Source organism: Ruegeria sp. AM7 (genome assembly GCF_056535965.1).
On the sequence record NZ_JBQFJE010000003.1, the window covers coordinates 2,342,600 to 2,363,138 of the forward strand.

21 protein-coding genes and 2 pseudogenes are annotated in these 20,539 nt (G+C 53.9%); 15 read left to right on the forward strand and 8 right to left on the reverse strand.

Annotated elements, in window-relative coordinates; translation table 11 throughout:
- Nucleotides 1–32 precede the first annotated feature (32 nt).
- The 6 genes and pseudogenes from ACR3EG_RS15650 to ACR3EG_RS15675 form a co-directional block, all read left to right on the forward strand.
- The gene (locus ACR3EG_RS15650) at nt 33–482 is read left to right on the forward strand and encodes a hypothetical protein (RefSeq protein WP_480496705.1); all 450 of its coding nucleotides are present in this window, start codon (nt 33–35) and stop codon (nt 480–482) included.
- A 13-nt stretch (nt 483–495) separates the two neighbouring features.
- Entirely contained in the window at nt 496–924 is a 429-nt protein-coding gene (locus ACR3EG_RS15655; RefSeq protein WP_480496704.1) for a hypothetical protein, read from the forward strand.
- A gap of 18 nt (nt 925–942) precedes the next feature.
- On the forward strand, nt 943–2,406 hold the full coding sequence (locus tag ACR3EG_RS15660) for a coniferyl aldehyde dehydrogenase (RefSeq protein ID WP_480496703.1): 1,464 nt from the start codon (nt 943–945) through the stop codon (nt 2,404–2,406).
- A gap of 59 nt (nt 2,407–2,465) precedes the next feature.
- Complete coding sequence (locus tag ACR3EG_RS15665; protein WP_480597505.1) at nt 2,466–3,695, forward strand: NADH:flavin oxidoreductase/NADH oxidase family protein; 1,230 nt, start codon at nt 2,466–2,468, stop codon at nt 3,693–3,695.
- 36 nt (nt 3,696–3,731) lie between these two features.
- Nucleotides 3,732–4,196, forward strand: a complete 465-nt coding sequence (locus ACR3EG_RS15670) for a GFA family protein (RefSeq protein ID WP_480496701.1) — start codon at nt 3,732–3,734, stop codon at nt 4,194–4,196.
- Nucleotides 4,197–4,402: 206 nt separating this feature from the next.
- Nucleotides 4,403–4,773: pseudogene (locus tag ACR3EG_RS15675) on the forward strand (IS5 family transposase); the annotation flags it as partial.
- Nucleotides 4,774–4,837: 64 nt separating this feature from the next.
- Here the strand turns inward: ACR3EG_RS15675 and ACR3EG_RS15680 are convergent.
- Nucleotides 4,838–6,472 (reverse strand): hypothetical protein, encoded by a 1,635-nt coding sequence (locus ACR3EG_RS15680; RefSeq protein ID WP_480498629.1) that lies wholly within the window; start codon nt 6,470–6,472, stop codon nt 4,838–4,840.
- A gap of 391 nt (nt 6,473–6,863) precedes the next feature.
- Here ACR3EG_RS15680 and ACR3EG_RS15685 point away from each other — a divergent pair, with 391 nt between their 5' ends.
- Nucleotides 6,864–7,220 carry a hypothetical protein gene (locus tag ACR3EG_RS15685; protein ID WP_480498631.1) on the forward strand — a complete coding sequence of 119 codons (357 nt, stop codon included), beginning with the start codon at nt 6,864–6,866 and terminating at the stop codon, nt 7,218–7,220.
- 170 nt (nt 7,221–7,390) lie between these two features.
- Here ACR3EG_RS15685 and ACR3EG_RS15690 read toward each other — a convergent pair whose 3' ends face one another.
- Nucleotides 7,391–7,705 (reverse strand): AzlD family protein, encoded by a 315-nt coding sequence (locus ACR3EG_RS15690; protein ID WP_480498633.1) that lies wholly within the window; start codon nt 7,703–7,705, stop codon nt 7,391–7,393.
- A complete protein-coding gene (locus ACR3EG_RS15695) occupies nt 7,695–8,420 on the reverse strand; it encodes an AzlC family ABC transporter permease (RefSeq protein ID WP_480498634.1) in 726 nt (241 codons plus the stop codon). The genes ACR3EG_RS15690 and ACR3EG_RS15695 overlap by 11 nt, the downstream gene beginning before the upstream one ends.
- Nucleotides 8,421–8,434: 14 nt before the next feature.
- On the opposite strand from ACR3EG_RS15695, the gene ACR3EG_RS15700 reads away from it, so the two are divergent.
- From ACR3EG_RS15700 to ACR3EG_RS15710, 3 genes and pseudogenes are all read left to right on the forward strand, one after another.
- The gene (locus ACR3EG_RS15700; RefSeq protein ID WP_480502206.1) at nt 8,435–9,010 is read left to right on the forward strand and encodes a CGNR zinc finger domain-containing protein; all 576 of its coding nucleotides are present in this window, start codon (nt 8,435–8,437) and stop codon (nt 9,008–9,010) included.
- A gap of 266 nt (nt 9,011–9,276) precedes the next feature.
- A pseudogene (locus ACR3EG_RS15705) lies at nt 9,277–9,848 on the forward strand (tyrosine-type recombinase/integrase).
- Between the two features lie 243 nt (nt 9,849–10,091).
- The gene (locus ACR3EG_RS15710) at nt 10,092–10,487 is read left to right on the forward strand and encodes a nuclear transport factor 2 family protein (protein ID WP_480498638.1); all 396 of its coding nucleotides are present in this window, start codon (nt 10,092–10,094) and stop codon (nt 10,485–10,487) included.
- A gap of 88 nt (nt 10,488–10,575) precedes the next feature.
- Here ACR3EG_RS15710 and ACR3EG_RS15715 read toward each other — a convergent pair whose 3' ends face one another.
- Nucleotides 10,576–11,493 (reverse strand): LysR substrate-binding domain-containing protein, encoded by a 918-nt coding sequence (locus ACR3EG_RS15715; RefSeq protein WP_480552314.1) that lies wholly within the window; start codon nt 11,491–11,493, stop codon nt 10,576–10,578.
- Between the two features lie 105 nt (nt 11,494–11,598).
- Here ACR3EG_RS15715 and ACR3EG_RS15720 point away from each other — a divergent pair, with 105 nt between their 5' ends.
- Nucleotides 11,599–12,459 carry an NAD(P)-dependent oxidoreductase gene (locus ACR3EG_RS15720; RefSeq protein WP_480498642.1) on the forward strand — a complete coding sequence of 287 codons (861 nt, stop codon included), beginning with the start codon at nt 11,599–11,601 and terminating at the stop codon, nt 12,457–12,459.
- 295 nt (nt 12,460–12,754) lie between these two features.
- Here ACR3EG_RS15720 and ACR3EG_RS15725 read toward each other — a convergent pair whose 3' ends face one another.
- The 3 genes from ACR3EG_RS15725 to ACR3EG_RS15735 all read right to left on the reverse strand — a co-directional run bounded on the left by ACR3EG_RS15725 (nt 12,755) and on the right by ACR3EG_RS15735 (nt 14,996).
- Entirely contained in the window at nt 12,755–13,648 is an 894-nt protein-coding gene (locus tag ACR3EG_RS15725; RefSeq protein WP_480498644.1) for a helix-turn-helix domain-containing protein, read from the reverse strand.
- Between the two features lie 451 nt (nt 13,649–14,099).
- Entirely contained in the window at nt 14,100–14,333 is a 234-nt protein-coding gene (locus tag ACR3EG_RS15730; protein ID WP_480498646.1) for a hypothetical protein, read from the reverse strand.
- 198 nt (nt 14,334–14,531) lie between these two features.
- Nucleotides 14,532–14,996, reverse strand: coding sequence for a hypothetical protein (locus ACR3EG_RS15735; protein WP_480498648.1), 465 nt, complete (start codon nt 14,994–14,996; stop codon nt 14,532–14,534).
- A 96-nt stretch (nt 14,997–15,092) separates the two neighbouring features.
- Here ACR3EG_RS15735 and ACR3EG_RS15740 point away from each other — a divergent pair.
- Nucleotides 15,093–15,850 (forward strand): IS5 family transposase gene (locus tag ACR3EG_RS15740; RefSeq protein WP_480947360.1). Its coding sequence is split into 2 segments (ribosomal slippage): nt 15,093–15,414 and nt 15,414–15,850, totalling 759 coding nucleotides; the frame shifts between segments, so codons are not numbered across the junction.
- Between the two features lie 190 nt (nt 15,851–16,040).
- Here the strand turns inward: ACR3EG_RS15740 and ACR3EG_RS15745 are convergent.
- Nucleotides 16,041–17,375 carry a tetratricopeptide repeat protein gene (locus tag ACR3EG_RS15745; protein WP_480497162.1) on the reverse strand — a complete coding sequence of 445 codons (1,335 nt, stop codon included), beginning with the start codon at nt 17,373–17,375 and terminating at the stop codon, nt 16,041–16,043.
- A 99-nt stretch (nt 17,376–17,474) separates the two neighbouring features.
- On the opposite strand from ACR3EG_RS15745, the gene ACR3EG_RS15750 reads away from it, so the two are divergent.
- The 3 genes from ACR3EG_RS15750 (at nt 17,475) to ACR3EG_RS15760 (ending at nt 20,180) form a co-directional block, all read left to right on the forward strand.
- Nucleotides 17,475–17,783 carry a hypothetical protein gene (locus ACR3EG_RS15750; protein WP_480497163.1) on the forward strand — a complete coding sequence of 103 codons (309 nt, stop codon included), beginning with the start codon at nt 17,475–17,477 and terminating at the stop codon, nt 17,781–17,783.
- 193 nt (nt 17,784–17,976) lie between these two features.
- Complete coding sequence (gntH, locus tag ACR3EG_RS15755; protein WP_480501843.1) at nt 17,977–19,185, forward strand: guanitoxin biosynthesis MBL fold metallo-hydrolase GntH; 1,209 nt, start codon at nt 17,977–17,979, stop codon at nt 19,183–19,185.
- 14 nt (nt 19,186–19,199) lie between these two features.
- The gene (locus ACR3EG_RS15760; protein WP_480497167.1) at nt 19,200–20,180 is read left to right on the forward strand and encodes a CobW family GTP-binding protein; all 981 of its coding nucleotides are present in this window, start codon (nt 19,200–19,202) and stop codon (nt 20,178–20,180) included.
- The last annotated feature ends 359 nt before the right edge of the window (nt 20,181–20,539 follow it).

Genomic DNA, 20,539 nt, shown 5'->3' on the forward strand with positions numbered 1-20,539 from the left:
GAAGATCACGAAATTATGGTCAGGAGGACATCATGCGATCACTCATTGCCATTCAGGAAGGTCAGACTTCGATCGAGCAGATCAGAGCGCTCGAGGACGTTTTGCGGAGACTGTATGCAGAGCATATCTGCGACGACAAGCTGACGATCATCTGGAATATCGCGGCCAAGCAGCACACAATTACGGATCGCCGTTGGTCGCGGTCATCGACCGTTTCGATGGAAGTCCCGGACGGGTTTGAAACGCAACGCCGCGAAGCCTTCATGCTGGAAGTCGACAAATGCTGGCGCAAGATTACCGGTCAGCACCCTGATCAGGTGTCCGTGGGCGCATTCGATCAGTCCCGCTATCGCGACATTCTAAAGGGCAACCTGACGCGTTTGTCGCCTTGGGGGCGCTTCACCTATCTGTTCAAGCTGTTCTCGCGCGCAATGATCTCGAAGATGCGCCACGGCGTGCTGATCACGCAGTTCAATCAATAGGGGAAGAATTGAAATGCCGCTTTATACACTTGCATCCAAAAAACCTTTCCCAGAACAGATCCGGTTCGACATCGCGCAGGTCATCACCGACGTGCATTGTGGTCTGACCGGCGCGCCATCCGAGTTCGTGAACGTCGTTTTCATGACCGGTTACAGTATGCGCCGCGGAACCACTCTGGGCGTGAATGGCAACGTCCGTATGGGCGGGGATCGAACCGCTGGCCTATATGAAAAACTGAATGAGCAGATGCACATGCGTGTTTCCGAGGCGGCTCAGCTGCACAAAAGCAAGGTGCTGGTCACGCTGATCGGCATCGAATCCAACTGGGTGGTCGAAGGCGGCATGGTCCTGCCCTTCCCCGGCAACGAAGCCGATTGGTTGGAGCGCAAGAACGCCACCCATGCCGCAATGGGGATCGGCCCCGTCACTGATTACGTTTGAATCCCGGAGGGTTTGACAATGTCTGCACCGCATCTGACACCCGTTACGACGGAAACACCTGACCTCGAAGCGCTGCTGATGGCGCAGAAGAAAGCCTATCTGGCCGATCCCATGCCTGACCGGGCGGCGCGGGTGCGGCGTCTGGACAAGCTCCACAACGCGCTGATCGACAACAAGGCGCGTATCATCGCGGCGATCAGCAAGGATTTCTCGAACCGCTCGGCGGCTGAAACTGAACTGGCCGAGATCATGCCGCTACTCGACGGCATAGCCTTTTACCGCAAGCGTCTGCGCAAGTTCATGAAGCCGCAGCGCCGCCACGCGCCGCTGACCCTGATGCCTGCCAGCATTCAGGTGCAATATCAGCCTGTGGGCGTGGTCGGTATCGTGGTGCCGTGGAACTTCCCCATCTTCCTGGCCCTGTCGCCGCTGGTCGGTGCGCTGGCCGCCGGCAACCGCGCGATGCTGAAATCATCGGAATTTGCACCCGCCTCGGGCGATCTGCTGAAAGAGATCATCGCCGACATTTTCTCTGAGGACGAAGTGACCGTTGTCACCGGCGGTGTCGAGGTTGCTACCGAATTCACCAAGCTGCCCTTCGACCATCTGGTGCTCACCGGCTCGACTCAGGTCGGCAAGATTGTGATGAAGGCCGCTGCTGACAACTTGACACCCGTCACGCTGGAGCTGGGCGGCAAGTCGCCGGTTATCATCCACAAGGACTTCCCGGTCGAAGAAGCCGCCAGCCGGATTGCGTTCGGCAAGGGCATCAACGCCGGTCAGGTCTGCGTGTCGCCCGATTACATCCTGTGCCCACGCGACAAGGTCAACGCGTTCTGCACTGCGTTTGTGGATTCGATGAGCAAAGCCTACCCGACGCTGCGTGACAATCAGGACTATACGGCGATCATCACCGACCGTCAGAAGACCCGTCTTGAGGGGTATCTGAAAGACGCCGAGGAAAAAGGCGCCGAGCTGATCACCATCAACCCCAAGGGTGAGCATTTCAACGATACCCGCAAGATGCCGATGACCCTGATCCTGGGCGCGACCGACGAGATGCTGGTTCTGCGTGAAGAAATCTTTGGCCCAATCCTGCCGGTGATCCCCTACGATTCGATCGATGAAGCTGTCGCTTACGTCAACGATCGCCCGCGTCCGCTGGCCTTCTACTATTTCGACTGGGACAAGACCCGGGTCAACAACATTCTGGCGCGAACCCATGCGGGTGGTGCCTGCATCAACGACACCATGAGCCATGTGATGGCCGATGACATCCCGTTCGGCGGTATCGGCCCGTCGGGCATGGGCCACTATCACGGCGAAGAGGGTTTCCGCAATTTCTCGAAGGCCAAGGGCGTGGTCCGCAAGGGCCATATCAACGCCACCGCTTTCGTTGCCCCGCCCTGGGACAACTTCATGTTCAACAGCCTGAAAAAGCTTCAGGCGATGCGCTTCAAGCGCCGCAAAATCAAGGAGTAAGACCCATGGTTGCTGCTCAGAAAATTCAACCGACCGAACTGACTCAAGGAAACTCGCAAATGGCAACGCTTGGGGATCCCCTGACGCTGAAATCAGGTACGGTTCTGCGGAACCGGATCTGCAAGGCTTCTATGAACGAAGCTCTGGCCACGCCCGACGGCAAAGTCACTCCAGCGCATGTGTCGCTTTATGAAGCCTGGGCCAACAGCGGCGCAAGCCTGCTGATTACCGGCAACATGATGGTTGACGGAAAGCACATGAACGAACCGTTGGTCGTCGACGCATTGCTGGACGCCAATATGGATCTGCTGCGCAAATGGGCTGCCACCGGCAAACGCACGAACACCCATATCTGGCCGCAGCTAAACCACCCGGGTAAACAGTCGCCAAAAATGGTCAACGACGCGCCCGTCGCGCCGTCGGTCGTGCCGATCCCAAACGAGATGTTCGTGCCCCCGCGCGTGCTGACCGATGCCGAAATCGAAGACATCATCAACCGCTTTGCGGAGGCCGCCGCCCGTCTGGAAGAGGCTGGCTTTACCGGTGTTCAGCTCCACGGCGCGCACGGTTATCTGATCGGCCAGTTCTTGTCGCCGCATCACAATCGCCGCGAAGACAAATGGGGCGGCAGCTTTGACAACCGCTTCCGCTTTGTCGAAGAGGTCTATAATCGCGTCCGCGCCCGCACCGGTGACGATTTCAACGTGGGCATCAAGATCAACTCGTCCGACTTCCAGAAGGGCGGCTTCACCGAGGAAGACTCGATCGAAGTGGCCAAGCGTCTGGACAGTCTGGGCATCGACCTGATCGAAATTTCGGGCGGCAGCTGGGAAAACCCCGTCAATCGCAAGGGCAAACAAGAAGTCAAAAAGGAAAGCACCCTCAAGCGCGAGGCGTATTTCCTGGAATATGCTGAAAAGGTCAAAAGCCAGATCTCGACCTCTCTGGTCGTGACAGGCGGTTTCCGGTCTTCGGAAGGCATGAGCGAAGCTCTGGCCACTGGCGCACTGGACATGGCCGGTGTCGCACGCCCCTTCGCCGTTGACCCAAAGTTCGGCACCCATGTGCTTCAGAACCCCAGGCACGTGTCACATGTTGCGCCAATCCGTTCGGGTCTCAAGAAGATCGACGCCATGGCGATCATGGAGATCAGCTGGTACACCATGCAGATCGAACGCATCTCGCAAGGCAAGAAGGTGCAGACCAAAGCGGACGGCGTCTGGCCGGCGCTGCGGGTGATGTACCGGTTCTGGAAAAACGGCAAAGCAGTCAAGAAGGTCCGCGCCTGATCTCACGGCACGTTGCCCGCAAATTAGGAAAGTTAGATGACGCATTCCAACGGCACCTGTAGCTGCGGGCAGGTTCATTTCAAAACGCATGGTCGCCCGCTGTTCCGGGCGATCTGCCACTGTTCCATCTGCCAGCGGTTCAACGATGCCGAGTACGGCGATATCCTGCTGTTTCGTACCGCAGACGTGGATCAGGCCGGATGCGGTGAGATTGCCTACGAAAGCCTGAAACAGCCGCCTTTGCTGGCGCGTGGCAAATGCACAACTTGCCGCAATCCGGCACTGGAAAAGCTAAACATACCGCTGTTGCCGAAACTGATGCTGGTGCCGTCGGCCCGGATCGTCGAGCAAGCAGACCTGCCTTCACCCGATTTCCACATCTTCTACAATCATCGGGTTCGCGACGCGCAGGACAATCTGCCGAAATCCAGCGGCTATCTGCCCAGCCAGGTCCGTTTCACGACGAATCTGCTGCGGGAGCTGTTTCGCGGTCACGGCTGACCGGTCGTTGAACTACTAAGGAGAACAAGATGCAGAACCCCAATGGTGCTTGTCTGATAATTGGGGCCGGGGACGACACCGGTTCAGCCATTGCACGTGCCTTTGCCCGCGAAGGTCTGACGGCCTGTGTTGTACGCCGCGAGCGCCATGCCGACGCCCTGGAAAAGCTGGCCGCCTCGATCCGTGCCGAGGGCCACCAGGCCCGCGCCATATGTGACAGCAAAGGGCGGCCATTGAACCTCTTTGTCGCCGCTGGCCAGGTTAGTGATTACATCGGTGCTCGGGCACTGCCCAGCAGCATACCAAATGTGGACTGGCTGCTCGGGGATCGCGGCTAAGATGCCAACTGGTTCCGAGACGCGTTGAAAGACAAGGGAATACGCGCTTGCATCCCCGGTCGAAAGCAACGCAAGACGCCGGTCAAATACGACAAACGCCGATACAAACGGCGTAACCGGATTGAGATCATGTTCGGCAGGCTCAAGGATTGGATGCGCGTGGCGACACGCTACGACCGTTGCCCAAAGGTCTTCCTATCAGCATCACACTCGCGGAAACCGTCATATACTGGTTATGAATCCTGACCCTAATCAGCCAGCATCGAATAGCGCGAAGTTGCCACTTTCAACAGATTTTTGTTTCTAGCTCTCAAACCAGCGCTGGCAAACAGTATCGGCGATGGGGGGTGAACAAACCGATTTTAAATGAGAATTTGACTCAGACGCTAGCATCATGAGGGCAGAGTATGACCCCTTCTTGGAAAATAATACTTCAACCCACATTTCTCCATGGCCATTCGACTTCAAAGTTTCATCCAGAAAGGTCTTCATTTCAGCCAACCGCTCGTCTTTGAAGAAATGGATGCTCCAAAAGAGAACGGGGCAGGTTTCGGGGTCTCCAGCCACGCGCAAGACATGGTTTTTTAGCGCGAGCATTTCAGGCGCAATATTTGATTTCTGACGCGGTATTTTCAACCACTCTCTTTGTGCATTTGGTTCTAGGTAGAAGCCGTAAAATCGTTCTGGATCGTCTTCCGAAAAATGCTTTTGTTCAAACCATGAAATCGGAATTTTCGAAGACGAACAGCTGTCCAGAGATGCGATGTAACGTGCTGATCGTTTCCATGGTTCCTTCAGAGGTGTGCTCCCGATCATGTTATGTGCGGTCACAATGATCAACGCAGTCGATAAAGCCAAGGTTGTTGTGATTTCAAGTATTCGTGGAGTGTCGCGCAGGGAGATCATGCGGTAAATCCATTCCATGAAATAAGCGACGGAAATCCAAATTATCGGCGCAAAAATGAGAAAGAGCCGAAACGAAAACACGGGCAAAAAGAGAACAGAAACGATTATTCCAAAAACAATCGTTAACGCAATTACGGAAAATACGAATAAAACCCCCGAAGATAGATCTGGAGTGAAAGTTGATTTGAGTGACGCCAGATTCCAAGATTTTGCAATCAAAATTGTAGTCAAGCAAATGAGTAGAGCAAAGATCGCGACCACCATTGGCGAGCCCGATATATTTACTCCCCGCGCGATGTGTTCCAAGATAAACGGCACGCTGGCTTCGAACCAAGTGTTCTGCACGTCAACGATAATTTTAGGCATGTGCCAAATCACAAGACAGATTGCAAAGACTAAAACCGCAACTCCTGAGCAGGTAACCATAACCCGTTGTGACCAATTAGAGCAGCTTAGAAGTAAAACTCCAAAAATCGCCCCGGATAGTAAAATCGAATAATAGTGAATAAAAACCGTCAATATGGAAGTGACAGTTAACGCGCAGAGCCAAACAGCAAAAGGCAGGTTGTCTAAAAAGCTGCGACGACACCGAAGGCCGCTTAATATTGCAATCGCGACAAGGCAATAAACGAACCCGTAAGAGCGGGCCTCATCAGCAAAATACCACCAGTTCCACGAAGTGACTGCAATTGCAACGGATACCAAGCGGGCTTGCCATCTGACGGCCGAGAGTGGAGCTAGGTACACTAGGAGAAGCGCTATTGTCGCAGTTAGCGCGGAAAAGCCGCGCGCGACGGTCACGAATTCACCGTCTACTGCGCGCAAAACCGTCCAGAGGATAATGTAGTACCCAGGTGGGTGGCCATCTTCGGTCGCGCGCGCCAGCAAATTATCGAAATTCGCCAGCTTTGGGTCGGCAAAATATGCGGTGAACAGTTCGTCCGTCCACAAAGAGGCGTGCTCCAGCCCTGAAAACGCCCGCAACACTGAAAGAAAAACGATTGAAAGGCTGACAAAGCAAAGTAATCTCATTATCTTTGACGCGTTCGTATGCGACCCAATGCCAACTCTTGATACAAGCGAAGTGGCCTTGAATACTGTTTCCAATCTATATGAATTAGAGAGAACATTCCGAGCAATCCGGCGTCAAGCCCGAGCTAAATAATCCCGTTGAGTGTTGGACATTTGCAGCAAATCCAGCTGCTCGCGCCCTGTCCGTTGTCGGATCGTTTCGGTGATTAGCAGTTGTATCGTAGTCGGAGGTATAGGCGTTCAAGTACCTATGAGAGCTCAGCTATCCGGTTGGTGTATCTGGATAGCCTGTTGGCGGAACGCATCCATTGTTGGTGCGGTCATCAGGCGTGAACAGCTCTGTCGCCGCACGGGGGGCTACATCATCGATTTTGGCGGATTTTCAAAATGGGTGGTAGCCGCCGAAGAACCCCTTGGGTGGACTCAGGGCGCGTTTCTGGACTCCTACGCGGCCAATCATGCTCGCAGCGATCAGGCTGCAGTTGAGGTCAACCCAGGCGCACTGGCAATTCTGTCACTGATGGATGGGCGTCAGCATTGGAGCGGCACGGCAACCGATCCAAAGCAAATCCTGCGGGATCGCTTCCCGGCACCGACCGAAGATAGTCAGAGCTTTCCCCGGTCTGAGGCGCGGTTTGGCGCGGCGCTGCGCGGGGTTCAGCCCGTATTGCGGCGTCAGGGTGTGAACATCGCGTTCAGTCGAGAAAGCAAAGCGGGCATGCGGGTTATCGAACTGACCAATCGGTGAGAAATCTCGCCCAGCAAACGGTCAAGCGCTCGACCTGAACAGTCGGGCGCTTTTATCTTTATTCTATTCCTTCGGATGTTTTTGCACAGCGCCTTTGTCCGCTACGCGGACCAATCCCGTCATTCGCTGCGCTTGCGTCAACGTCCGGGTGCAGCCCACGAACACAGTTTCTATAGTTGTAATTGCAATACAGCAGACCAAGCTGCCGCAGCGCCTATCCCAGCCACCATCGCCCAGACCGCGCTTCTGGATCGCATCATGACCACAACAGAAAGCCCTACGGCCACCACCTCACGCCAGCCGCCCTGCGCGAGGATGGATGCAACGAGCGCCGCCACTACGGATACCGACATTGCATCGAGAAACCGTTCCACTCTGGCCGATGTTTCTATGTGCTTCATCATGATCGGGCCCGCGATCCGGTTAAGAAACGTGACCGATGCTATCACCAGAATAGCAGCCCATGGTGTCAGTTCATTTGCCATGAGCTACCACTCCCCAAATTCCTCCGGCCAAGGCTGCAACGATGATGTTCCAACCCGCTGGAAGCCAGTTCAATGTTGCAACAGCAATACCGGAAGCCAGAACCGCCGGAATGATAGCTGAACGCTGATTAAGTCGCCCCGTGATCGATGCAGCAAAGAAGCAGACCATGACGACATCGAACCCATAGGTCTGTAAGTTACCTATTTTGGCACCAGCAACAGCGCCAAAAGCTGTTCCGACCACCCAGTTCAACCACAGGATCAGCCCTCCACCCAATAGGATACCTGCATCCTTCTCGCCAGATTGGAAGGCGGGTCTGCTGTCGGCAAAATTCGGATCGCTGAGCAAAGCCAGCGAGGACCATCTGGACCGAAGAGAAAACTGGTTGAGCCAGGGTGAAAGAGCCGCCCCGGTCATGATGTGGCGCGCATTGACAGCGAACATGATCAGTGCGAACGAAACAAGATCAACGGGTTCAGGCCAGAAATCCAGCGACGCAAACTGCGCCGCACCCGAAAAGACCAAAGCGCTCATCACCATGGCCTGAAGGACACTTAGCCCGTTTTCGATGGTCGCCACTCCGAAGGCCACGCCAAACGGAATTACAAAGATGGATATGGGGGCCAGCCGCAGCACACCGCGCAGGATACCTCGCCAAGTCAGAACAAACTTTCCGTCTTCGGGAGGAATATCGGGCGCAGCGATTCTAACCATAACAAAGGTTAGTTATGGGGCGCATTGCCAGTCAACCCCTACAACGGTTAGAAAGGTGCATGACCTATAGTACACACTCCATCGTTCGACCGGTTGCAGGCAGGCTGGCACTGGATTTCCTGAACACGGCAAACTGGACGGACGACAATCAGGTCCTGCACGAAAAAATTGAAACGACGGCTGATTTGGACCTGTGGGCGCAGACGCTTGGGCTACCCAATGCGCTTCACCCTTCGTCAGTCGTGGCCATCCATACGTTTAGATCAAACCTGCGATCTGCGTTTCTGGACCATGCACAAACAAAAAATCTGAACCTCGATCAACACCTGAAAAGTTTCGATGTCCCGCCTAGCGGGTCCATAGAACTTCTACGCTGTCAGCCTTTGCTAGGGCTGATCGCAATCTCGGCGCTGTCGATATTGAGCGATGCGCGCGAACTGACGCGCGTGAAGAAGTGCCCCGGTACAGATTGCGGTTGGCTGTTCCTTGACGAAACAAAAAACGCTCGCCGCAAGTGGTGCATCATGGAAACCTGTGGAAACAGAGCCAAAGCCTCCCGCAGCTACGCCCGCAGGAAGCAAACCAATTAAAGAGCTTGGCTCAAACGCTTACGTGACGGCTGATGACGAGAGTTCGGCTTAACAGAAACCGCGTAGCCGACATGCATTCGGTGTGCAGCACCGGTGAAATTGGGCTCGTTGCCGCCATCAGATGCGGCGCGGCATGTTGTGATAGGATGCTCGGGTCAACATCGAGTTGTCGTTTTGGGAGGGCATGGCGGATCGGAGGATCAGTCATGGAAACACCAAACTTACCTGCCGTTCGTGCGCTTCGGCCGGCCTGAAACAAGGGCCGCATCGTTGGACAAAAACGACTGCTGAAGCCAAAGCATGTCTGGGCAATCCGCGTCAGACTGGAACTGGCAGAGAACCATCGCGACCTCGCACTCTTCAACATGGCGATCGACAGCAAGCTTCGTGGCTGTGACCTGCTGAAGATGAAAGTCGTTGATGTCATGGCATCAAGTCAGATCAAAGAACGTGCCTCTGTCCTGCAAAGCAAAACGCAGAAACCCGTGCGATTTGAGATGTCCGAAGGCACACGCGCCTCTGTCGAAAAGTGGATGGAAGACGAACTTATGGTCGGCTCGGAATACCTTTGGCCCGGCCGTTTCCATGAGCGCCTGCATATCTCCACTCGACAGTACGCGAGGATCGTTCGGGATTGGGTAACGTCAATTGGTCTCTAGGCAAGCGCATATGGTATGCACTCCATGCACGAACAAAAGTAACCCAGATCTACAAGAAGACAGGCAACCTTCGCGCCGTTCAACTTCTTCTTGGCCACACCAAGATGGACAGCACGGTCCGGTACTTGGGAGTTGAACTCGAGGATGCGCTGGCCATCACCGAAGCCATAGAAATCTAGCGCGTTTGGTTCGCCTTCAGTGGCGGCCCCAGCCTAAATTCGATATCTCTCAGAGTTCACCCATCGGCTTTCCGAGAACTGCCGTTCGTTCAAAGCGCAGAAATTTCAACAAGCGAATGGCCGCGAGACGATCAAACCTGCCATCGTTGAGAAGCGCTGTTAAGCAAACTTGATTGCTTTTGGAGACCCGACTAACGTTTCTGTAGCCATATTTTTCGCGATTTTTAGGACATGTAGATATAGATGACACCTGATGTACAAACCGCCCACCGCATAGCTCAAGACCATTGCGCTGCTTGGACAAACCGGGCACCTGGCGATGTCGCCGGAAGATATGCTGAACATACAATCATGATAATGAACGGTGGCGACCCAATGGAGAGCCGGACGGAGATTGGCGACATGGCGGCGGGATTTATGGCTGACTTCCCCGACCTCGTTCTTAGCCTCGACGCGGTTCTCGTCGCCGATCACCATATGGTCTACGCGTGGACTTTTGAAGGCCATCATAAAGAGACTGGCAACCATGTTCGTTTCTCGGGTTGGGAAGAATGGGACTTAGACGACAACCTGAACGTCACCAAATCGCTCGGTTGGTATGATGGTGTGGATTACGAACGCCAAGTTGCGGGAACATGATCATATCCGGCGCCAATTAGCGCCCTGTACGCACAGTCGTATACGGTAAGTCAGACCCAATTTGACTGTAGTCGGTGCTCTTTACTGCCTACAGCAAGTGAGAGGGCGTCCATCGGAAAAGGCTTTTCTCGTATTCAGTAATTGAATTCGAGAGCCACCGCATGAACTGCTTTGCTGCTGGTCGAACCGGGCCCGGCAACGTGACAAGGTAGTAGCCGATCTGCGGTATTGGATCGTCGAACAGTGCTACGAGTTGCCCCGATTTCAACTCGTCAGAAACAAAAGCCGGTACCGTCGCCCCGATACCATCACCGCGCCGGATGCCATCCAGCAGCATATTGCCCGGCACGCGGACAACTCTCCGGTCGGCGTCGGTCGAAATTCCGACCTTTTCTAACCACAGGTCAAACTCGACTGACGCTTGTTCCTGAAGAAGCGTGAAATCAAGCAATTCTGCAGGATTCGTGAGCACCCGGTTTCCGACTAGTTCGCGGGACGCGACGACCGTCAGACAGCCTGGCAGCAGCATCTGCGAGACAAGCCCTGGCCAGCGACCTGTTCCATATCGAATGGCCATATCAATTCCGCCCGGCTTGAGGTCGACAGCCTGTATAGTTGAATCGATCCTCAACTCGATATTGGGGAATTCGTCAATAAACGTAGACAGACGCGGCATAAGGAACGCGCTTGAAAGCATCGGAGTCGCGCTAACCACCAACGGTCGAACCGACTCTGCACTCGACACGCTCTCGGTCACGGAGGCCATTTCAGCGAAGGCTTCAAGCAGGCCAACCGACAGGAATTCGCCTTGCGATGTCAGAGAAATACCGTGCCGGGTACGGGTGACAAGCCGAGTGCCTAGATGTTGTTCGAGTCCGCGGATTTGCTGGCTGATTGCGGAATGGGTCACGTTCAGTGCCTCTGCCGCCCGGGTCAGATTTCGACACTCGGCAGCGGCGGCGAAGGCTCTGAGAGATGTCAAAGAAGGAAGTGTGCGCCAATCCATAAGTAAGATGATCTAACAACATAGAAAAATTTACAACTATGTGATCCCCCGATGCCGGCGCATGCTGGTGCAGTAATTCATTGGCGACCACTGGAGACAAACATCATGAAAATTGCTGTTTTGGGACTGGGCAATATGGGCTCAGCGCTGGCGCATTGCCTGCTCAGGGCAGGCCACGAAGTCAGCGTTTGGAACCGCACATCGGAAAAGGCAGAAGTTTTTGCTGAGGCTGGAGCCACGATCTGCTCTTCACCGAATGATGCTATTGCGGCGTCTGAATTTGTCATAATCTGTATCAAGAGCCACAAGGAAACTGTTGAACTGGTCAACAGGCTGAGTGTTTCGCTACAGGGTAAGACCGTCTGTGACATGAGCACGGGCGATACCTCGGATGCCGATAGACTGGTCGCCATCCTTGAGGGACAGGGGGCTGGCTACATGCTGGGCATGATCAATGCCTACCCTTCCGGCATTGGTGGTGACGAAACCACAATCCTTACGGTGGGCAGTGCCGGAACCTGGGACCGCTATGGCAGTATCATCAGAGAACTGGGTGGAAAGTCCGCCCATGTTGGAGAGAAACCAACGGCACTTGCCGCGCTCTTTGCCGGCCTTTTCACGGTTAGACAGGGGTTCATGTTCGGAATGATCTACGGTGCACTTGTCTGCCAAAAAGCGGGCATCCCGATGCAGGTTTATGCCGACCAACTCCCTGCCACGATCAAATTGGTCAATGACTACCATGACCTTTTTGCCAGAACTGTTCCGACCGAAGATTACGACAATGCCGAAGCCTCGTTGAAAGTTTACGCGATGGCGCAAGAGGATGCTTTGAAGACCTATCTCTCACTTAATGCTCCCGCTGATTTCATCCAGTTGATGCATGACCGCACCAAAACGGCTTGGCACGATGGCCACGGCGACAGACAGTTGACCTCACTGGTCCAGCATATGACGGATGCCTGATGCAAAAAGGCTCCGGCTAATTGCTGCCATTGCCCGAGGATTAGCGATGCTGCAGTGCGGACAGTCAGAAGGAGACATTCGCCGCAAGCGCAAAGCAGGAAGGCCAAACGAAGTCTGGACCGCGAACAACCTGACATTGGGCCTACGGCGACCCACGCACGCAGTCAGCCCGAACCGGACATTCGGTTTTTTGGCCACATCAACGTAGCGTTTCACAAAATGCTGTTTCACGAAACACCTAGCGTTGAACCGTTGAGCTGGACTTCATCGCATATGATAAATTGTCAGACGGTAGTTAAGTACTTTCGAAACGGTCAGCATATGCCTTCTTGAGCATAGGGCTGCGTCGAGCAAAGAGAGAATAGGGTATGTTTTCCCCGGCGAGGTGCCAGAATTCGAGACCTGTTGCGTCAACGTGTGGGCCGATGAATTGGAAACTCAGATCCTTGCACAGCTGATGCCCTATTGGACTTGCGGCGATGGCGGCTAGATCTTTTAGATAGACTTCTCTTATCACGAGATCTTCGAGTACTTTCACAAACCCATTTAGCAGATGAAGCGCAGAATTTTGATGCCCCTGCGCGATGTAGACGCCGGCGCAATAGCCGAAATAGTCGCCAGGAAGAACCGGGCGTCGAAGGAATTCCAGACTAAATTCAGCTTCAACCAGCCGGCACTCGCGGAACTTGGTTTCCAAGTCTTCATCCAGGAAAACAAGCGAGATATGAGCGGCCAACTCATCTCCAATCATGACATATACGCCGGACATCGCCCCATCCTTTAAGATCTCCGCCCAGATGGGGTCGCAGGCGGAAAACCCGTCGGGAAACTCATGAGCACTTTCGAGTTCTAAGGCCTGAACGGCGGCATCGGCAAACTCGATAGATCCGTATTCCAGCGCCACTTCATGTTCGCGAAGAACCCGGTAGGACGCATGCGTTCCACTCGAACGGCTTTCCCAATCCTCACGGCAAGCCACAACTTCATCCCGCGTCCATCCGAGTTTTTCTACTAAAAGGTGCTCCAGGTCACCTCGGATGTACGACAGTGATCGCTCATATTTGCTGACCGCATCTACACTTAATCCCAGCAAAGCAGCCAATTGTTCCTGTGACATGCGGCCGTCGATACCGTTTCGAGCTCGATGGCTTCGAAGCTTGTCGGCGAAGATGGACGAAGGGGCGGTCATGTTGTCTCCGAAATGGTCGTGCCGCTGCGTATCAATATGCCTGAAATTGGGTGATTACCCAAGCGACTTACGGATGACTTACGGGTTCAGGCGGATCACGTCCGTGGCCGAGTTCCCTGAGACGAGCCAAACTCGATGCATACACAAAAAAAGGAATCTACAATGTCACGTCGCATTTGCCAGCTACCCGGTTCGCTCGACGCAATTTTCTTTGGGTTTGCATCTGTCCCCAAGACCCGAAGTCAGCACGGACCGGACACCAGTTACCCAAAGCGAATGCGACGCGATTGGCCTGTTTCCCCAATGCGCCGCCACCGGTTTACGAAAGATCTTGTCTACTAGATCAAAGGTACAAAATGTGAATTCGCTGTACAAGTCAGATTGCTGACAACGACCGCCAAAGCGAGCCTTTCAACTTTTAATTCCAAAGTGCATATTTATGTCTTTGGTATCACTTCACAGGCATTTCGGAGGACCGGCGAACCGCGAGAACCGAAGCAGCATAATCCCCCAATGAAATCCCTCTGAATGCAAAAGCGGCCGGTTTGTTGCGCAGGCGAATGTCGACTTTACCGGTGCCCAATTCCGCCAAATCGCCAGCGATTTGCTTGTGTTGCAACATCGGTTTGTCGCTTTCCAATTCCTGTAGCCGGTCGTCCACAATTACCATTTCGAAAGCAACCATGCCTGCTGGAATCCACGGAATGCAGACATCCGTTATCGCTGCGAAGGCAGTCGGTCTCAGCCATCGGCCGTCCAAAAAGGGTTCGATTGAGTAGTCCAAAGTTACCGATGTCACTATCAGATCGGCATCATTCGGGGCGCCTTTTGCACTGGTGCATGATTCAGCGTCCAGTCCCAGGCTTCGTGCATAACGACAAAGCTAGTCGGCATTCTCCTTACCTCGCCCGAACACGCGGATTCGTTTCAAGGGAAATAGATCTGAAAACGCAGCAAGATGGGCGTGCGCTTGCACACCCGCTCCCACAAAAGCCACAGTCTCGGCATGAGGTTCAGCAAACCTACGCGCCGCCACCACTGACAGAGCCGCTGTTCTGACTGCTGTAATCCAATTCGCTCCCAAGACCGCGCGAAGTAGTCCGGTTTGCGCATCCATAACCATGATTGCACCGTTAATCGCGGGAAGACCACTTGCCTGATTTTCCGGACACACTGTGACCTGCTTGGTCACGATGAAACCATCATCTCCCATTGCTAAGGTAGACATTGCGTAGCGCCCGTCGTTGGGCAAGATGACTGTTTTCGGAGAAGCGCAAAGCTTTCCTTCTACTTTGGCTACTAGGGCGGGTTCGATGGCATCGGCAACTTCAGAAGTTTGGATGCCCAAACCCCCGAGAAATTTGTCAGACAGATAAATTAGGGTCAGGGTGCATTGAGTTTCGCTGCGCTGCGTGATTCACAGCTCCGAAAACGGGGCGTTGAAATGAGCGACCTTTATTGGCTTACAGATGAGCAGATGGCCAAGCTTTCCCCTTTCTTCCCGAAGTCGCATGGCAAGCCACGGGTCGATGATAAACGGGTGTTGAGCAGGGTTATCTTCATCAATCGCAATGGGTTGCGCTGGCGGGACGCCCCAAAGGAATACGGACCTCACAAAACGCTCTACAGCCGGTGGAAGCGTTGGAGCGAGAAAGACATCTTTGCGCGGATGATGGCCGGTCTGGCTGCTGAGCACGGTGAAAAGAAAACGGCTATGATCGACGCCACATATCTAAAGGCCCATCGTACAGCGTCCAGTTTGGGCGTCAAAAAGGGGGGCGTGGCCGCCTGATTGGCAGAACCAAAGGCGGCATGAATACAAAATTGCACGCCATATGTGACAGCAAAGGGCGGCCATTGAACCTCTTTGTCGCCGCTGGCCAGGTTAGTGATTACTTCGGTGCTCGGGCACTGCCCAGCAGCATACCAAATGTGGACTGGCTGCTCGGGGATCGCGGCTATGATGCCAACTGGTTCCGAGACGCGTTGAAAGACAAGGGAATACGCGCTTGCATCCCCGGTCGAAAGCAACGCAAGACGCCGGTCAAATACGACAAACGCCGATACAAACGGCGTAACCGGATTGAGATCATGTTCGGCAGGCTCAAGGATTGGATGCGCGTGGCGACACGCTACGACCGTTGCCCAAAGGTCTTCCTATCAGCCATCACACTCGCGGAAACCGTCATATACTGGTTATGAATCCTGACCCTAATCAGCCATTCAAGTTTAGAGCCCTGAGTTGCACATCTGGACATCTTGAGTTGATTGCTTGCGCGAAACCGTAGAGAAAGTCCGTTCTGAGCCCACTTTAATCGATGCTGCGCTATGTCCGAATGACTGCGATGCGCGGAAAACAGACTTTGCGTCGACAATCATGCGACGAGTTTCATCAGTATCCATTCAGAGTATCCAGGATCGCTTGCCGCGTTGCATCATCATTGTGGAATATCCTGCCGGCAAGAAACTCAGATGGAAACTCCGGCCATGTCTTTCGCATTTCCATAACTAGTCTTTGTGCTTCTTCCGAATGCCCCAACTGGTCGTGCGCAACGGCTTGGAAGAGGAGAGAAGGAGCACTTACAGGTGCACCAGCAGCGGGTGCTCCTTTAAAAGCTTCGACAACTTTTTCGTAGTTCCCAAGCATCAGTTGCGATACACCCCGAATGTTTCGTGCGCCAAAGCGGCCCGATCCTGACCTTGATCTTTCTGGATCGCTAACCTCAGCCGCAAGTTCTGGGGCGCCCGCCAAGATGGCGGTGATGCCAACAAGATCCAGAATATGACCATCATTCGGCGCAAGCTCGACCGACAGTCTTGCGTATTTCATAGCCTCGACTGGATTGTTTTGGGTGGCCAATACCCAACCATTTGCACCGTTTGCCCACGCATCAGTGGGAGATAGATCAAGCGCTCTTTCCGACATTTCGGAAGCTTGGCTAAAGAGGTCATCTCTTTGTGCATTATCAGGGGACAGCATGGCCAAAGTCGCCAGGACCTGTGCCGATCCGGCATAACCGTCCGAGAGTGCGGGGTCGAGCTCCGCGGCATGTTGAAACATTCCCAGTGCTATTTGCTGGCGTTTGACGTCAAAAACAGGAAAAAACATGCCTCGGGCCTGATCCGCAAGATTAGCCGCTTGAAGCCTTGTCAAAGACTGCTCGCCAAGAGCAGTTCGCTCAGCCTGTTCGATGGATTGAGTTGTGGGCAAAACCGCGCTGTTATCCCGCGTGAACCACAAGCCTGTCACCGCAATCAACACTACGCAACCCAGCCCAATTGGCAGCAGTTGTACCAGACGTCGATTCCCGCCAATCGGATCGCTGTCCTGAGCGGTTGAGTCGTCGCTTCCTGTCTTTCTTGCTTGCGAAAACCGCGGCTTATATCCGCCGGAATCAACAAAAATTCGAACTCCCTCACCGTCCCATTGATCTTCGTAAAACTCATGCAGCAGTCGCCGCAGCCGTCTGGCTTCGACACGGACAAGGTTTCGACCACCTGTGCCATCAATACTCCGACCGTAGACTTCGACCGCGATTGCTTTGCCACGAATCTGAGCACCACGACCAGCAAGAGTTTCTTCTACCACGTAAGTAAGAAACTGCTGAAGTCGAGGCGAAGCTTGGAACGCGACGCTGGAAACAACGCTCTGAAGTGCTTGTCGGACAAGCTCCGGCGATGGCGGCGCAACATCTTGATCTATCGACAATTCATTAGCTTGGTTCAAAGCAAACTCACCCCCAACTCACGGTGACTCACTTGGCGCATGCCGTCAACCGCACGCATCTTGATGTGAGAATAGATAGTGGGAACCGGGGATTTTCCAGTGACTTGGGAACTGAGTGACGAGCTTCCAGAGCTTTCCGATGCGCTTTCAGGGCGTATCGAAAAGGATGCGTTGCTTAGCGAGGCAATCGAAGACCTAAAGAAAGTTGCTGCGCTGTTGGATGACACATCGATCGCAGCCTCGGAGCGCGCGGAATGGGCCCACATCAAATCCGAACTCGTAAACGAGCTTCGCCGGATGGTGAAGCGCAACCTTCATAACACTCCTAACAGAGGACCTATCCATGACCAAGGAAGACAATGGGAAAGACCTGAAGAACAAACCGGTTCAAATGACAGACCAAATTGAAGACCCCTCGCGACGGAGTGTTCTCAAGGGTTTAGCAACTGGAGCAGCTGCGACGGGTGCGGCTGGGTTTGCGGCAAGAAGTGCCGACGCTCACGAAGGAGACGGCCCACTGGGAGAAACACTCAAGAACCCATACGGTGGTCGACCCGCAGGCGGCATATCTTTGCCAGAGTATTTCCGCCCGACGAAGTACATGACTGGCTCAAACGCGAACTACTTTCCGCTTAGCGAAGAACTCGGCCCAGATGAGATGCGCATCTCATTCTGTGGCTCGACGCCGTATCCGCCGCGCGAAGATCAGGCGGGTACTTGTATCATGGTAGAGTTGGGCAATGGAAAACGCTTTTTCTTCGACTTTGGATCCGGTTGTGTTCGCAACATTATTGCGATGCAAGTACCGGGGCAGTTGATCAACGACATCTTCATCTCTCACCTACATGTCGACCACTATGCCGATATCCCTTACATTTACCCGTTCCGGGCTTGGTCAGGCGGGTATACTCCGCTTCGAATTCATGGTCCCTCAGGTCGGACACCCGAGTTGGGCACAGCCGGGATGGTTAAAGGCATGCAGCAGATGCTCAAATGGCATCTTGAAGCATTCGACGTGTTCCCGATTGGTGACGGCTATGAGATTGAGGTCAACGAGTTCGATTTCCGCCAGGAAGGCGGCATCGTTTATGACCAAGACGGTGTGACTGTTCGGTCCTGGCCGCGCAGCCACGCCAAGGACGGTGCAGTTGGGTATCGGCTCGATTGGAACGGCCTGAGCTTTGTATGGACAGGCGACGGTCGACCAGACGAGCTTTCACGGAAATACGGCGAAGGCGTTGATGTCTTTGTAACCGAAATGTCGGGACAGGATATTGGTCAGTTGATGACGTACAAATACGGCATCCCGCAGGACCTGTTCAACTACACAATCGATACGCACCATACCTCTCATTACGCTGTGGGTAAGCTCTTTGCAGACACACGTCCACGTCTGGGAATGGTGACCCACTACACACAGGATGAAGATATCGACGCCGAGATGCTAGCGGGTATTCGCGCCCACTATGACGGTCTGTTCCAATGGGGTCTCGATGTGGCTGTTGTGAACGTGACCAAGGATGCGATTTGGTACCGGAAAGCTGCGTTGCCCGGTAAATCCGGAACCGTCCCGCCATTTCGCGAACTGGCTGCGGCTGCCGAGGCGGGACGTATTGAGCTGCCGGATGAAATCACACTACCCAATCCGAGGCTCACTCGCGCAGATCAGCAAGATCAGAAATACCGAGATATGGAGATCGATCCTCGCGAGTACTACCCAAATGACGTATTCCGCGCGCCCGGTGGAGACTGGCCGCAGAACTTTACCATTAAAGTTTCGGACGTAATCGGCTCGCGCGATGAAGACTGAGAGGAGATCCAATCATGATTGAATTCGGCTCGACTTATGCGATCCCTGTAACGATCCTTACCGGCTTTCTCGGGGCCGGTAAGACAACACTTTTGAACCGCATCCTCACCGGCAATCACGGGTTGCGGGTTGCGGTTTTGGTGAATGACTTTGGATCAATAAACGTTGACGCCGACTTGGTCGTCGGTCTCAAAGATGATGTGATGAGTTTGGCAAATGGCTGCGTTTGCTGCTCGATCCGAGATGACCTGATCGAAACGGTAGAGGCCGTTCTAGCCCGGCCTGAGAAACCGGAATACATCGTCCTTGAAGCAAGCGGAGTGTCGGACCCGTCATCAATTGCAATGACATTCACCGATCAAAAGTTTCGGGACATGATCCGCTTGGACAGCCTCATGTGTCTGGTCGATGCGGAACAGCTCTTTTCTGCGCCAGAACAAATGGAACTGAAACTCCGTCAAATCGCGTTCTCGGACATGGTTATTTTGAACAAGGTCGACCTCGTCGACAGGGCGGCTGTTCAAAGGGTGCACGATTGGCTTGGGTCTCGCTTCCGTCGGTATCGTCTTGTCGAAGCGGTCAACGCGGATGTCCCACTGGATATTCTTCTTTCTGTTGGCCGCTTTGCCGCCGAACAGCTAGAAACAGAAGTACCCGATCATCACGAGCATGGACCGGGTTGTGGTTGTCACCACTCTGATCACTCGGACAGCTTCTCAACAACTATGATGAAAGCTGAAAGCCCAATAAGCTTGTCTTCTCTTCGGAGTGCAATTCGAAAGCTTCCCGGTGATGTCTATCGCCTCAAGGGATTTGTCTTCAGTGAGGAGGATCCGGATCATCGCATTCTTGTTCAGGTCGTTGGAAAACGTATGGACATCGCAAGGGATGGCGCATGGGGTCACCGAAAGCCCGAAACGAGGCTTGTGGCAATTGGTGCGCCGGGAGCCCTTTCGGAATATGAGCTTTCCGATGCGTTGCTGGTAAATGTATAGCGGCAGGCTCGACAAAACTTGTTTGCGTATGTTTCTTAAAGTCCAACACATAACAGCTCGAAAGCCCGCAGCGCCGAAGACCAAATGTGGAGAAACACCCTGTAGCTGAAGCAGTTTAGGAAATGGAGCCAAGCGATCAGATTGCTTGCACTTGCCACTGCGATTGCCCTGTCGGGGACGGTTTTCAGCGCGCAGGACGTCTCAAGTCGAGAACTTGAAGATACAGCCCCAGAACTCGGATTGCCGAGTTCTGCCGGAGGACAAGATGCCGAGCTGCTTTCCGCTTTCCATGGGCTCGAGGCGCTACCTCGAGTGGCAAATCTCATATGCAGAGGTGCTAGGGTCAGGACCCATTGATT